A 12,690-nucleotide genomic window follows, 5' to 3' on the forward strand; every position below is an offset into this window, starting at 1 on the left:
CCATTTCCCCCAGATTGGGTGGTGACAGCAGCGGCGCCCTGGGGTATACCTGAGCGCCACCAAGGGGAGCCCGGCAACGGGCTGAGAAACCGCTGGACGCTGCAGCGCGGTGACCCTTCGAACCTGATCCGGATCATGCCGGCGAAGGGATGGGACTTGAAACCTGCCTTTTTGCCGGCCTCACTGCGAGGCCCGTCCATGCCAACCACCGCGGTCTCGCTGTCACTCTCCATCAAGGACAGCAACATGACCGAACGCTTCAGCCAGTCCCTGCGCCGCCGCAGCGAGCCGACCTGGTCGGCGGCCGTTGGCCACCGCTTCGTCACCCAATTGTGCGATGGCAGCCTGCCGGACCCGATCATGGTCGACTACCTGGTGCAGGACCACCGCTTCCTCGACAGCTTCCTGACCCTGCTGGGCGCGGCCATCGCCACCGCCGACACGTTCGAGGCGCGCCTGCGCTTCGGCCGCTTTGCCGGGATGATCTCCAGTGACGAGAACACCTACTTCCTGCGCGCCTTCGAGGCCCTGGGGGTGAGCCCCACGCAACGCAGCGAACCGGCCGACACCGTGCCAACCGCAGGCTTCAAGGCGATCATGCGCGAAGCGGCGGCCACCCGGTCCTATGCGGCCGCACTGGCAGTACTCAACGTCGCCGAAGGCCTGTACCTGGACTGGGCGCTGAAGGCGCCAAAACCGATGCCGGACAACTTCGTCCATGCCGAATGGATCACCCTGCACGACAACCCGGCATTCCAGGACTTCGTTGCCTTCCTGCAAGCCGAACTCGACCGGGTCGGCCCGCAGGAAGCCGCGCTGGCAGCTGACTTCTACCTGCGCACCGTGGCGCTGGAGCTGGCCTTCTTCGATGCCGTCTACCCGGAGGAAAAATGAGCATGGATATCTTCGACCGCCTCAAGGCTGCCGCCACGCCGCAGTGGAACAGCTACGTCGACCACGAATTCGTGCGCCAGATGGGCGAGGGTACGTTGAGCGAAGCCGCCTTTCGCACCTATCTGGTACAGGATTACCTGTTCCTCATCCAGTTCGCCCGCGCCTGGGCGCTGGCCGCCTACAAGAGCCGGCGCCCGGCCGACATCCGCGCCGCGCAGGCCGGGCTGGCGGCGATTCTGGATGAAACCGAGCTGCACTTGCGCCTGTGCGCACGCTGGGGTCTGACCCAGGCCGATATCGAGGCCGCGCCTGAACACCAGGCCACGGTTGCCTATACCCGCTATGTGCTGGACTGTGGTGCCGCGGGTGACCTGCTGGAGTTGCATGTGGCCTTGGCGCCTTGTGTAATCGGCTATGCCGAGATTGGCCGTGCGTTGTCCGAGCGCATTGGCGATCTGAGCAATCACCCGTACCGCGAGTGGATCGCCGAGTATGCCGGTGAAGGCTACCAGGGTGTCGCCACCGCGGCGCGCAAGCATCTGGACGAGCTGGCAGCGCGGAGCATGACCGAGCAACGGTTTGCCGAGCTGGTGGGGATTTTCGGCCAGGCGTCCAGCCTGGAGGCGGACTTCTGGCAGATGGGGTTGGACGGAGCCTGATTTGCTGCCTGCGCCGGCCCTATCGCCGGCAAGCCAGCTCCCACAGGTACTGCGCAGACTTCAAGGCTGTGGTTTACCTGTGGGAGCTCACAGGTACTGCGCAGACTTCAAGGCTGTGATTTACCTGTGGGAGCTGGCTTGCCGGCGATAGGGCCAGTAGCAAATACCACAAGGCTTGGGCCACTATGCTGGTAGGGGCCACCCGCAAAGCCCAGGGAGAAGCATCATGAACATCATCAACGCACGCCTGCGCGGCAGGTCCGGCCTGTTTCGCATCGAACTCGACGGCGAACGCATCGCCGCCATCGTGCCTCAGGCCGAAGGGGTGGCGGTGCGCGCTGCCGATGACCTGGATGCCGGGCAGAACCTGGTAGTGGCGCCTTTCATCGAGCCGCACATCCACCTGGACGCCACGCTGACAGCCGGCGAGCCGCGCTGGAACATGAGCGGCACCCTGTTCGAAGGCATCGAGCGCTGGGCCGAGCGCAAGGCAATCACAACCCACGACGACATCAAGAACCGCGCGAAAAGGACCATCGGCATGCTGGTGGACCATGGCATCCAGCATGTACGTACCCATGTCGATGTCACTGACCCCACCCTGACCGCGCTCAAGGCCATGGTCGAAGTGCGTGAAGAAGTGCGTCACCTGCTCGACCTGCAGATCGTTGCCTTTCCCCAGGAGGGTATCGAGTCGTACGCCAACGGCCGGGCGCTGATGGCCGAAGCGGTGGCGATCGGTGCCGACGTGATTGGCGGCATCCCGCATTTCGAGAACACCCGCGATCAGGGCGTGTCTTCGGTCAAGTTCCTGATGGACCTGGCCGAGCGCACCGGCTGCCTGGTGGATGTGCATTGCGACGAGACCGACGACCCGCAGTCGCGCTTTCTCGAAGTGCTGGCCGAAGAGGCGCGGGTTCGCGACATGAGCGCCCGGGTGACAGCCAGCCATACCGTGGCCATGGGCTCGTACGACAATGCCTACTGCTACAAGCTGTTTCGCCTGTTAAAGCAATCGGGTATCAATTTCGTGTCTTGCCCGACCGAGAGCATTCACCTGCAAGGGCGTTTCGACAACTACCCGAAACGCCGCGGCGTCACTCGCGTGGCCGAGCTCGACCGGGCCGGGATGAACGTGTGCTTTGGCCAGGATTCCATCGTCGACCCCTGGTACCCGCTGGGCAATGGCAACATCCTGCGTATTCTCGAGGCCGGCCTGCACATCTGCCACATGCTTGGCTACGAAGACCTGCAACGCTGCCTGGACCTGATTACCGACAACAGCGCCCGCACCCTGCACCTGGGCGAGCGCTACGGCATCGAGGTGGGGCGGCCCGCGAACCTGTTGCTGCTGTCGGCGCCGGACGATTACGAAATGGTGCGCAGCCAGGGACATGCACTTGTGTCGATACGCAACGGCAAGGTGTTGATGCGTAGAACACCTGCCAGGGTCGAGCACTACACCTGACGCTGCCTGCCTCAGCCCTCTGCAACGCCCCGCCGGCTTCAAGCCGAGCGGGGCGTTTTGCTGTCTGGCGTACTGGTTTGTTCCCTTGTATGGCCTTCATGAACCAATCACATGTGATAAGCCGTGATTATTCCACCATAGGAAATGTTTGCACGGGCAATGGTCTGTCTCCATAATTGGTATGTAAATACATACTACATAACACGGTACAAAATCGTAGGAGCAAGCATGGCCCGGGGCGGTATAAACAAGGTTGTAGTGCAGCAGGCACGTCAGGCGCTGATTGCCCGGGGCGAGAACCCCAGCATCGATGCCATACGTATCGAGCTGGGCAACACCGGCTCCAAGACCACGATTCACCGCTACCTGAAAGAATTGAACGGCCAGCAGCCCGTGGCTTCCGAGGGCGGCATTGCGCTGAGTGATGTGCTGAGCCGGATGGTCGGGCAACTGGCAACCCAGTTGCAGGACGAGGCCGACCTGAAGATCGAGCAGGCCGAAAGCACCTTCACTCGACAGCGCGAACAGCTGGAGGTACAGCTGGCGATTGCCCAGCAGGCCCTGGCAGCGGCGCACCAACAGCATCAGATCGATGTGGCCGCACTGGCCGCCGAATCGGAAAAGCTGCTCTCCACCCAAAGCACCCTGCAGGCCGAACAGCTGCGCAGTGCCAGCCTCAACCAGTCGCTGGGCGAGTTGCAGGTGCGCCTGGCCGACAAGGACGAGCAGGTAAGATCACTGGAAGACAAGCACCGTCATGCCCGCGATGCGCTGGAACACTACCGCAACGCCAGCCGCGAACAGCGTGAACAGGAGCAACGTCGCCACGAAGCACAGCTGCAACAGTTGCAGGTGGAGGTGCGTCAGCTGCAGCAAGGCATGATCGTCAAGCAGGACGAGCTGACCCGCCTGCACCGCGACAACGAGCGCTTGTTGGGCGAGCACCGCCAGGCCGCCAGCGCCTGCAGGGCGCAGGACGAATTGCTGGAGCAGCGCGACGCGCAGATCCAGGGTTTGCGAACGATCCTGGCCCAGGCGCAGGGTGCCAGCGAGGAAATGCGTCGGCAGCTGGATGTGCAGGCCCAGAACCTGGAGGCCAGGCGCGACTTGTGCACGGAACAGGCTCGCCAACTGCAGCAGCTCGAGGAGCAGCTGAAGCAACGTGATGAAGCGTTGGTTCAATGCCGTGCCCAGCTAGCTGCGGATACAGATTAATCAAACTTTTCCTGGCCGGTGGTTTCTTCCCTAGACACTCACCGGAGAAAGCCTCATGCCTGAACCACAACAGCCAGGAAAACATCCCCAAGGGCCGCATTCGTCCGAGCAGGCGAACAAACGCCAGGACTTGGGTTTCGACCCCGATTCGCCAGATGTGGAGGATCCGCAAGTCGACCCTCAAGGGCCTGCCAAGCCACCGCGGGACGTCGAAAAAGCACCGTGAAGGTAGCATTTGTCGCAAAGGGCCGCTCAGCGGCCCTCGCGATCAACACGGCACTGCTTGGGGCAGGCTGTCTCGAGGCCTTGGCCAGGCAAGCTACGCTCGCTTGACTCAGGACTCTGCCTGCCTGGCTGCCTCCACGCCCGCAGCCGAGAGTTTGATGGGGTAGTTCACGCTGATCTGGTGGTCGCTGCTCACCGCAACGCTGCCATCCTGGATCAAACCGGCCTCCTGCAGCGTCTTGAGCATACCGGCCACGGCTTTCTCGCCCCGGTAGTTGTCCAGCACTTCCTTGCCGAGCCCCTGGGGGTGAGCATGCAGCAGGCGAGTCAGCACTTCGGCTTTCAATGCTTCGTTACTCATGGCGGCCCTCACTTGGCGTGTTTGGCCTGAAGCGCCTTGGCGTGCTCCAGATGCTGTTCCAGCTTGGGCAGGGTTTCGCTGGCAAAGGCCTTCAATTCAGCCTTGTCAGAAGATGCCGCTTCCTTCTTGAACAACTCCACCGCCTTTTCGTGAGCGTCGACCTGGTTGTTGACGTAAGACTTGTCAAACGACTCCTCCCGCCATTCCAGGATCATTTTCTTGACCTTGTCGGTTATTGCCGCCTCATCGGGTACGGAAATATCGAGCTTGCGAGCGATGTCGCCAAGTTTCTGATTGGCCTGGGTGTGGTCGGTGACCATCTGCTGGGCGAAGGTCTTGATTTCGGCATTCTGAGTTTTTTCCAGAGCCAGCTTGCCAGTGACCACTTCGGCAATACCGGCCTCGGTGGCCGCTTCGACGAAGTCATCGGAACTCGCCGCCATAGCCTGTACCGATGCCAAGCCCAACACCATGGAGAAACCGACGCGCTTGATGAAGAGACTGCTCATGCTTCACTCCTTAAACCGTGGCGCGACCTCAGTGTCGCGTACGGTTGATGGTGAACCGAGGGCAAAGGTTTAATCTTTTTACTGGCCGGCCGCGCCCAGGTGGCGCTGAACTATAGTGAAAGGCGGCGAACGCGGTATGGCTAGGGATTTCAATGTGTGCAGCCAGGAAACAGGATGAGGACGGGTTCTTCGCGGTAACCGGCGAGGGCCGCGCCGTGGCGCTGTTCCGCCTGGTACTGGCGTTCATGCTGGTGGTGATGCTGGCCTTCGTCGTGGTTGAAGGCTGGCGTATCTGGCGCGATTACCGGCACGCCTTCACCAACGCCGAGAACATGGTCACCAACCTGGCCCGGGCCACGGCACAGCATGCCGAAGACGCCATCCGCCAGGTCGATGCAATTACCGCGGCGCTGGCCGAGCGCCTGGAGGGCGACGGCTTCGAGCACATCGACCGGCCGCGTCTGCATGCCTTGCTGGTGCAGCAGAAAAGCATCATGCCGCAATTGCACGGGTTGTTCGTGTATGGCCCGGATGGCAGCTGGATCGTGACCGACCAGGCGGTAGTCCCGCCCAATGCCAACAATGGCGACCGCGACTATTTCATCTACCACCGCGACCATACAGACCGTGGCGTACACATCGGCTCGGTGGTGCGCAGCCGTTCCACTGGCGACCTGATCATCCCCATTTCACGGCGCCTGCAATATGCCGATGGCAGCTTCGCCGGGGTGTTGCTGGGCACCATCAAGGTGGAGTGGTTCGTGCGTTACTACGGCGACTTCAAGATCGACGAACGCGGCGCGCTGGTGCTGGCCAAGCGTGACGGCACCATCCTGGTACGGCGGCCGTTCGTCGAGCAGGTGGTGGGCCGCAGCCTGAGCAGCAGCGAGATCTTCCGCAACCACCTGCCGCACGCAAGCGAAGGGGTGGCCGAAGCGGTCGCCGTGGTGGACGGTACGCCACGGTTGTATGGCTATCGCGCGCTGGGCAGCTACCCACTGGTAGTGGAGGCGGGGTTGTCGCGGGAATCGATCGTCGCGCCCTGGCGGCACGATGCTATCAAGTCGGTGGCGGTGTTGCTGCTGTTGCTGGTGGGGCTGGCGGCCTTTGGTGGCGTGGTGCTGCGCCAGTTGCGCGAGCGTATCGTCATCGAGCGGGCGCTGCTCCAGGCACACCAGACCCTGAAGGCCCTGGCACTGACCGACAGCCTGACCGGCCTGGGTAACCGCCGTCGGCTGGATGCCGTGTTCGAGCCGGAGCTGCGCCGTGCACGACGCCAGGGCTATCCGCTGGCGCTGGTGATGCTCGACCTGGATTACTTCAAGGCCTACAACGACCGTTACGGGCACCCAGCGGGCGACCAGTGCCTGCGGCGCTTTGCCGAGATGCTGCAGCAAGCACTGAAGCGGCCGGCCGACCTGGCTGTGCGCTATGGGGGCGAGGAGTTCACACTGCTGCTGCCTGATACCGATGCTCGCGGGGCGGAACTGCTGGTGCAGGAAGTACAACAGCTGTTGCGTCGGCAGCCGCTGGAGCATGCGGGCAGCCCACTGGGGCGGGTATCGTTCAGTGCCGGGATTGCCGTGGGTGACCTGGCGCGGGAGGGAGTGACGGCCGAGCGCCTGATGGCGGCAGCGGATGCGGCGCTGTACCAGGCCAAGCGCCAAGGGCGGGACAGGTATTGTGTGGCAGAAGGTTCAGTGGTCAGTGTCGATGAATGAAGGCCCTGGTGCCTGTACCGGCCCCATCACCGGCAAGCCAGCCCACAGGTAATGTGCAGCTCTTTTGCACTGCGCGGTCCCCGTGCGAGCTGGCTTGCCGGCGATGGGGCTGCAGAGCAGCCGTGGGTCTAGTTATCCAAGCCAAGGCGCATCGCGCAGCGGCCCTCAAGGCCATGGGCACGCTCGCTGGCCAGAATCTGCTGCAAGCGTGCATCCAGCAGCCCCTCATCGATAACCTCGAAACCCATGCGCGCGTAGAACGGCGCATTCCATGGCACATCGGCAAAGGTGGTCAGGGTCAGCTCCCGCACCCCGGCCTGACGCGCCGCATCGATCACCTGCAGCAGCAGCTTGCGCCCGATACCTTGCCCCTGGGCCTCCCGGTGCACCGAAATTTCATGAAGATGCAGCGCACGATCCTCGAGCCGGGCACAGGCAAATCCCATAATGCGCCCATCCGGCTCTTCGGCCACCCAGCTACCGCCAGCTTCGACAAATGCCTGATGGGCGCCGCAGTCCATCACATCTCCTTGCGCCAGCCATGCCAGCGCCGGCCGGACGGCAAAGGCCTGGGCAGCCGAGCGTTCGACGCCCGGTAGCCATGGAATGTCGTGCTCGAGGGTAGGGCGAATGCGCATGAAGAAGTCCTTTCCAGTTGTACGTCCTGGCCTGCCGTCAGCACCTGTGGCTGCAATTGCCAGCGCACCGAGCTTACACCTTTCGTCATCCGGTCACGCCTGCATGGAAAAAAACGCGGGCAATCGGTACCCTTGCGCCTTCCCTTGCCATCCCCCGGACCGTTCCATGCTGTTCAATCTCGCCGTACTGTTCGGCACCCTGGTGGCCATGGAGGGCGTTGGCACGCTGGCTCACAAGTACATCATGCATGGCTGGGGCTGGTGGCTGCACCGCTCGCACCATGAGCCGCAACTGGGCATGCTCGAAACCAATGACCTGTACCTTGTGGCCCTGGGGCTGATCGCCACGCTGCTGGTGGCCATGGGCAAGAGTGGCCTTGCACCCTTGCAGTGGGTGGGTGGCGGGGTGGCGGGGTACGGCGTGCTGTATGTCGTGGCCCACGACGGGTTGTTTCACCGGCACTGGCCACGCAAGCCACGGCCGGTCAACCGCTACCTCAAGCGTTTGCATCGCGCGCACCGGTTGCATCATGCGGTGAAGGGGCGTACGGGGAGTGTGTCGTTCGGGTTTTTCTATGCTCCGCCGCTGAAAGTGCTGAAGCAGCAGATGCGGCGTAAGCGCAGCCATTTGTAAAAACCTGTACCGGCCCTATCGCCGGCAAGCCGGCTCCCACAAGGACAGCGCCAGCCCTCAGCCCAGCACTGTACCTTTGGGGGCTGGCTTGCCGGCGATAGGGCCACAAGCGGTACCTTCAATTTACGGTTTCACCCTTGGGCTGCGTCGCTACATGCCCGCGGCTTACCCACCAGCCGAACGCCGCTGCGGTAAAGAACATGATCAGGCTGTACAGCGCCGCCGGCACCGCCATGGTGGCGTTGTTCAGCAGCGAAGGGCTCAATGCCAGGGCAATCGCCAAGGTGCCGTTGTGGATGCCGATCTCCATGCCGATGGCAATCGCCTGGCGCTTGGGGATGTTCAACAGGCGCGGCACCCAGTAGCCCACGCCCAGGCTCAGCAGGTTGAACAGCAGCGCCGCCAGGCCCACTACCGGCGCATACGCAACCACGGTCTGCCAATCCTTGGCCAGCGCCAGGACGATGGTGAACGCCAGGAACAATGCGGCCACCAGCTTCATCGGCTTCTCCATGCGCGCGGCAAAAGCGGGTGCGAAGCGGCGAACCAGCATGCCCAGCGCCACCGGCAGCAGGACGATGGCGAACACCTGCATCACCTTGGCAAACTGCAGCGGTATGGCCTGGTCCGATGCCATGAACCAGCTCAACGACAGGTTCACCAGCAGTGGCATGGTCAGGATCGCGATCAGCGAGTTGACCGCCGTCAGGGTGATATTCAACGCCACATCGCCATGGGCCAGGTGGCTGAACAGGTTGGCCGTGGTGCCGCCTGGCGAGGCGGCCAGCAGCATCAGCCCCACCGCCAGGGCCGACTCCAGGCCGAAGCCGTTGGCAATCAGGAAGCACACCAGCGGCAGCAGCAGGATCTGACAAACCAGGCCTACCACCACCGGCTTGGGGTACTTCACCACGCGGGCGAAGTCGGCCAGGGTCAGTGATAACCCGAGGCCGAGCATGATGATGCCCAAGGCCAGCGGCAGAAAGGCGGTGAGCAAAGGTGAGGCGGTCATGGGCAGTCACTCGGACGAAGGATCCCGAGCAGTGTAGGTCGGCCCTGATTGATAGCTAATTGCAAAGCGCCATCACTTGGTAACCGTTTGTTTCCAAGTGCAGCGGCCGGTGAGGCTGTATGCCTCGTTGCAGTGGGCCTGCTGGCACAGTAGCATTCCTGCTTTTTACCGAGGATTAGCCTGTCATGCCGTTCCAGCAAGGTCTGCTTGCCACCCCGGTGCCGGCCCACGCCCGTCACCTGTTCTTCACCCTGCAGTCGCCCGAGGCCCTGCCTGCTGCGCTCGATGCCTTGCTGCCGCAGGTCGATGGCGAACAGTTGATCATGGGTGTCGGCGCCCCGCTGGCCAAGGCCTTGGGCCGTGAAGTACCTGGCTTGCGAGCGTTCCCTCAGCTGGATGCTGCGGTCGAGAACCCCAGCACCCAACACGCCCTGTGGCTGTGGCTGCGTGGCAACCAGCGCGGTGACCTGCTGCTGCAGGCCCAGGCCCTGGAGCAGGCATTGGCACCGGCCTTGCGCCTGGCCGACAGCGTCGACGGCTTCCTGCACCGTGGCGGCCATGACCTGACCGGCTATGAGGACGGCACCGAAAACCCGGTGGACCAGGAGGCCGTGCAGGCGGCCATTGGCGCCGATGGCTCCAGCTTTGCCGCTTTCCAGTTGTGGAAGCACGACCTGGAGTACTTCAAGTCGCTGCCCCAGGCCGACCAGGACAACATCATCGGCCGTCGCCTCAGCGACAACGAAGAGCTCGAGGACGCCCCCGAGTCCGCCCACGTCAAGCGCACTGCCCAGGAAAGTTTCGAACCAGAAGCGTTCATGGTTCGTCGTTCGGTGGCCTGGGCCGACCAACGTGGCGCTGGCCTGGCCTTCGTGGCCCTGGGCCATAGTTTCGATGCGTTCGAGGTGCAGCTGCGGCGCATGAGCGGCCTGGAGGACGGCATCATCGACGGCCTGTACCGCTTCAGCCGGCCACTGACCGGTGGGTACTACTGGTGCCCGCCCATGAGCGAGACGGGTATCGACCTGAGCCTGCTGCTGCACGTCTGATCGCTAAACATCCAGATACAGAAACACCGGACGCAGCGGGGTACAGCGGCTAGCCTTGGAAGTTTCCGCTTCATGACGGGAGCTTTTCCATGTACGCACGTCGTGATGTCCTACGCGCGGGTGCCACCCTTGGCTTGCTGGCCGCCAGCCCCTGGTTGCACGCCGCTGCCCCGGAGGGTTTGCTGACCCGCAACGTGCCGACTACCGGTGAAGCGCTGCCGGTGATCGGTGCAGGAACTTCCGGCAGTTTCGAAGTGCAAGCCGGCTCGGCTCAGTACCAGCAGCTGAAACTTGTACTGAAGGCGTTCTTCGAAGGCGGTGGCCGGGTCATCGACACCTCGCCCAACTACGGCGGCGCCGACAGCATTCTCGGCCAGTTGCTGGAAGAGGGCGGCTGGCACCGGCAATGCTTCATCGCCACCAAGATCGCCGCCGACAGCCGGGCAGACGCCGAAGCGCAATGGGCCGGCAGCCTCGAGAGCCTGCGCACCGACAAGGTCGACTTGCTGCAGATCCACAACCTGAGGGACTGGCAGATCCAGCTGGCCTATGCCCGCGAATTGAAGCAGCAAGGCAAGACCCGCTATGTCGGTATCACTCATTACCTGAACAGCGGCCAGGACGAGGTCGCCCGGATCGTGCGCAGCGAACCGCTGGACTTCATCCAGATCAATTACTCGGTCAATGCCCCCGACGCGGCCCGCGAACTGCTGCCACTGTGCCAGGACAAGGGTGTTGCCGTGCTGATCAACCGGGCATTCGACGATGGCCGCCTGTTCGCCCGGGTGAAGGACCAGGCCTTGCCCGGCTGGGCGGCAGAGGCGGGTATCGGCAGCTGGGCGCAGCTGTTTCTGAAGTTCGCCATCAGCCACCCGGCGGTGACCACGGTCATCCCAGCGACCAGCCGGCCCGAGCGCCAACTTGACCAGCTCAGGGCCGGGCACGGGCCGTTGCTGACCCAGGCGCAGCAACAGGCGCTGATCAAGCAGTTTGCCTGACCCCATGGCAGCCTGGCGGCGGCGCCTGGATCAGGGGTTGAACATCCAGCCCGGCGAATGGCCGGCGGTTACCGCCGGTTTGCTGTTGTTCTACCTGTTGTTCACTGGCTATTTCATGCTGCGCCCGGTGCGCGAAACCATGGGCGTTGCCGGTGGCGTGGACAACCTGCAATGGCTGTTCACCGGCACCTTCATTGCCACCTTGGCGTGCCTGCCGTTGTTTGGCTGGCTGGCCTCCAAGGTGCCGCGCCGACGCATCCTGCCCTGGACCTACGGCATTTTCGCCAGCAACCTCTTGCTGTTCGCCGTGCTGTTTGCCCGCAATCCCGATGCTTCGTGGACGGCTCGGGCATTCTATATCTGGTTGTCGGTGTTCAACCTGCTGAGCATCTCGTTGGCCTGGAGCGTGCTCGCCGACCTTTTCTCAACCGCGCAAGGCAAGCGCCTGTTCGGCCTGCTGGCGGCCGGGGCCAGCCTGGGTGGGCTCAGTGGCCCCATCATGGGTACGTTGCTGGTGGCGCCGCTGGGCCATGCCGGTTTGCTGGTACTGGCCGCCGCGTTTCTGCTGGGCAGCATCGGCGCTACGTTGTACCTGCAACGCTGGCGAACGCGGCACCCACTGCCTGCGCAAGCCGAGCGGGCAGATTCCCGGCCACTGGGCGGCAACCCGTTTGCCGGTGCCACTGCCGTACTGCGCTCGCCCTACCTGCTGGGCATCGCCCTGTTCGTGGTGTTGCTCGCCAGCGTCAGCACCTTCCTGTATTTCGAACAGGCGCGCATCGTCAGCGAAACCTTCACCGACCGTACCCGGCAAACCCAGGTGTTCGGCCTGATCGACACCGTAGTACAGGCCTTGGCCATCCTTACCCAGGTGTTTCTCACCGGTCGCCTGGCCCGCCGAATGGGGGTGGGCGTGCTGCTGGTGGCGGTGCCGCTGGTGATGGCCGCGGGTTTCATGTGGCTGGCACTGGCCCCGGTGTTCGCCGTGTTCGTGGTGGTGATGGTGGTGCGCCGGGCCGGTGAATACGCGCTGGTGCGGCCGGGGCGGGAGATGCTGTTCACCGTGCTGCCCGCCGAGGACAAGTACAAGGCCAAGAACTTCATCGACACGGTCGTCTACCGCGGCGGTGATGCATTGAGTGGCTGGCTCAAACGGGTGCTGGACGTAATGGGCGAGCACCCGCAACTGGCGATGCTGATCGGTACGCTGATTGCCTTGGGCTGGGCGATGACCGGAGCTTGGCTGGGAAGGCGACAGGCACGCCTGGATAGCACATCGCACGACTGACAGGCGCGCAAAATATGCT

Annotated in this window: 14 protein-coding genes and 1 riboswitch; of the genes, 10 read left to right on the forward strand and 4 right to left on the reverse strand. The window is 63.3% G+C overall.

What is annotated here, in order from left to right; genetic code table 11:
- Positions 1-52 precede the first annotated feature (52 nt).
- A riboswitch (TPP riboswitch) is annotated at positions 53-167 on the forward strand.
- A gap of 79 nt (positions 168-246) precedes the next feature.
- The 5 genes from V3314_RS15940 to V3314_RS15960 all read left to right on the forward strand — a co-directional run bounded on the left by V3314_RS15940 (position 247) and on the right by V3314_RS15960 (position 4,462).
- Positions 247-894 carry a TenA family protein gene (locus V3314_RS15940; RefSeq protein ID WP_046614194.1) on the forward strand — a complete coding sequence of 216 codons (648 nt, stop codon included), beginning with the start codon at positions 247-249 and terminating at the stop codon, positions 892-894.
- Positions 891-1,553, forward strand: coding sequence for a thiaminase II (gene tenA, locus V3314_RS15945; RefSeq protein WP_084785179.1), 663 nt, complete (start codon positions 891-893; stop codon positions 1,551-1,553). Before V3314_RS15940 ends, tenA begins: the two co-directional genes overlap by 4 nt.
- Before the next feature lie 226 nt (positions 1,554-1,779).
- A complete protein-coding gene (gene codA / locus V3314_RS15950; RefSeq protein ID WP_046614192.1) occupies positions 1,780-3,021 on the forward strand; it encodes a cytosine deaminase in 1,242 nt (413 codons plus the stop codon).
- Positions 3,022-3,249: 228 nt separating this feature from the next.
- Positions 3,250-4,236, forward strand: coding sequence for a DNA-binding protein (locus V3314_RS15955; RefSeq protein WP_338459254.1), 987 nt, complete (start codon positions 3,250-3,252; stop codon positions 4,234-4,236).
- Positions 4,237-4,291: 55 nt separating this feature from the next.
- Positions 4,292-4,462: a DUF6021 family protein gene (locus V3314_RS15960; protein ID WP_219928554.1), complete on the forward strand. Its 171-nt coding sequence runs from the start codon at positions 4,292-4,294 to the stop codon at positions 4,460-4,462.
- Between the two features lie 108 nt (positions 4,463-4,570).
- Here V3314_RS15960 and V3314_RS15965 read toward each other — a convergent pair whose 3' ends face one another.
- Positions 4,571-4,822, reverse strand: coding sequence for a hypothetical protein (locus V3314_RS15965; RefSeq protein WP_338459255.1), 252 nt, complete (start codon positions 4,820-4,822; stop codon positions 4,571-4,573).
- An 8-nt stretch (positions 4,823-4,830) separates the two neighbouring features.
- Positions 4,831-5,331 carry a DUF4142 domain-containing protein gene (locus tag V3314_RS15970; protein ID WP_135001931.1) on the reverse strand — a complete coding sequence of 167 codons (501 nt, stop codon included), beginning with the start codon at positions 5,329-5,331 and terminating at the stop codon, positions 4,831-4,833.
- A 152-nt stretch (positions 5,332-5,483) separates the two neighbouring features.
- Here V3314_RS15970 and V3314_RS15975 point away from each other — a divergent pair, with 152 nt between their 5' ends.
- Positions 5,484-7,052 (forward strand): sensor domain-containing diguanylate cyclase, encoded by a 1,569-nt coding sequence (locus V3314_RS15975; protein ID WP_135001930.1) that lies wholly within the window; start codon positions 5,484-5,486, stop codon positions 7,050-7,052.
- Between the two features lie 128 nt (positions 7,053-7,180).
- Here the strand turns inward: V3314_RS15975 and V3314_RS15980 are convergent, their stop codons facing one another.
- Complete coding sequence (locus V3314_RS15980) at positions 7,181-7,690, reverse strand: GNAT family N-acetyltransferase (RefSeq protein ID WP_338459256.1); 510 nt, start codon at positions 7,688-7,690, stop codon at positions 7,181-7,183.
- A 166-nt stretch (positions 7,691-7,856) separates the two neighbouring features.
- Between V3314_RS15980 and V3314_RS15985 the strand changes: the two genes are divergently transcribed.
- Positions 7,857-8,324 (forward strand): sterol desaturase family protein, encoded by a 468-nt coding sequence (locus V3314_RS15985; RefSeq protein WP_046614187.1) that lies wholly within the window; start codon positions 7,857-7,859, stop codon positions 8,322-8,324.
- A 118-nt stretch (positions 8,325-8,442) separates the two neighbouring features.
- Here the strand turns inward: V3314_RS15985 and V3314_RS15990 are convergent, their stop codons facing one another.
- A complete protein-coding gene (locus V3314_RS15990) occupies positions 8,443-9,336 on the reverse strand; it encodes a bile acid:sodium symporter family protein (protein ID WP_046614186.1) in 894 nt (297 codons plus the stop codon).
- Between the two features lie 185 nt (positions 9,337-9,521).
- On the opposite strand from V3314_RS15990, the gene V3314_RS15995 reads away from it, so the two are divergent.
- From V3314_RS15995 to V3314_RS16005, 3 genes are all read left to right on the forward strand, one after another.
- On the forward strand, positions 9,522-10,385 hold the full coding sequence (locus V3314_RS15995; protein WP_046614185.1) for a Dyp-type peroxidase: 864 nt from the start codon (positions 9,522-9,524) through the stop codon (positions 10,383-10,385).
- Positions 10,386-10,474: 89 nt separating this feature from the next.
- Complete coding sequence (locus V3314_RS16000) at positions 10,475-11,383, forward strand: aldo/keto reductase (protein WP_338459257.1); 909 nt, start codon at positions 10,475-10,477, stop codon at positions 11,381-11,383.
- Between the two features lie 4 nt (positions 11,384-11,387).
- Entirely contained in the window at positions 11,388-12,671 is a 1,284-nt protein-coding gene (locus V3314_RS16005; RefSeq protein ID WP_135001927.1) for an MFS transporter, read from the forward strand.
- The last annotated feature ends 19 nt before the right edge of the window (positions 12,672-12,690 follow it).

It is taken from the genome of Pseudomonas sp. TE3-3-F2023, from assembly GCF_036784815.1.
In the GTDB taxonomy this organism is placed as follows: domain Bacteria; phylum Pseudomonadota; class Gammaproteobacteria; order Pseudomonadales; family Pseudomonadaceae; genus Aquipseudomonas; species Aquipseudomonas pudica.

Excerpts from the sequence above, each read along its gene's own strand:
- V3314_RS15940 (WP_046614194.1), top strand. The coding sequence starts at position 247 with ATGACCGAACGCTTCAGCCAGTCCCTGCGCCGCCGCAGCGAGCCGACC.
- tenA (WP_084785179.1), top strand. The coding sequence starts at position 891 with ATGAGCATGGATATCTTCGACCGCCTCAAGGCTGCCGCCACGCCGCAG.
- codA (WP_046614192.1), top strand. The coding sequence starts at position 1,780 with ATGAACATCATCAACGCACGCCTGCGCGGCAGGTCCGGCCTGTTTCGC.
- V3314_RS15955 (WP_338459254.1), top strand. The coding sequence starts at position 3,250 with ATGGCCCGGGGCGGTATAAACAAGGTTGTAGTGCAGCAGGCACGTCAG.
- V3314_RS15960 (WP_219928554.1), top strand. The coding sequence starts at position 4,292 with ATGCCTGAACCACAACAGCCAGGAAAACATCCCCAAGGGCCGCATTCG.
- V3314_RS15965 (WP_338459255.1), bottom strand. The coding sequence starts at position 4,822 with ATGAGTAACGAAGCATTGAAAGCCGAAGTGCTGACTCGCCTGCTGCAT.
- V3314_RS15970 (WP_135001931.1), bottom strand. The coding sequence starts at position 5,331 with ATGAGCAGTCTCTTCATCAAGCGCGTCGGTTTCTCCATGGTGTTGGGC.
- V3314_RS15975 (WP_135001930.1), top strand. The coding sequence starts at position 5,484 with ATGTGTGCAGCCAGGAAACAGGATGAGGACGGGTTCTTCGCGGTAACC.
- V3314_RS15980 (WP_338459256.1), bottom strand. The coding sequence starts at position 7,690 with ATGCGCATTCGCCCTACCCTCGAGCACGACATTCCATGGCTACCGGGC.
- V3314_RS15985 (WP_046614187.1), top strand. The coding sequence starts at position 7,857 with ATGCTGTTCAATCTCGCCGTACTGTTCGGCACCCTGGTGGCCATGGAG.
- V3314_RS15990 (WP_046614186.1), bottom strand. The coding sequence starts at position 9,336 with ATGACCGCCTCACCTTTGCTCACCGCCTTTCTGCCGCTGGCCTTGGGC.
- V3314_RS15995 (WP_046614185.1), top strand. The coding sequence starts at position 9,522 with ATGCCGTTCCAGCAAGGTCTGCTTGCCACCCCGGTGCCGGCCCACGCC.
- V3314_RS16000 (WP_338459257.1), top strand. The coding sequence starts at position 10,475 with ATGTACGCACGTCGTGATGTCCTACGCGCGGGTGCCACCCTTGGCTTG.
- V3314_RS16005 (WP_135001927.1), top strand. The coding sequence starts at position 11,388 with ATGGCAGCCTGGCGGCGGCGCCTGGATCAGGGGTTGAACATCCAGCCC.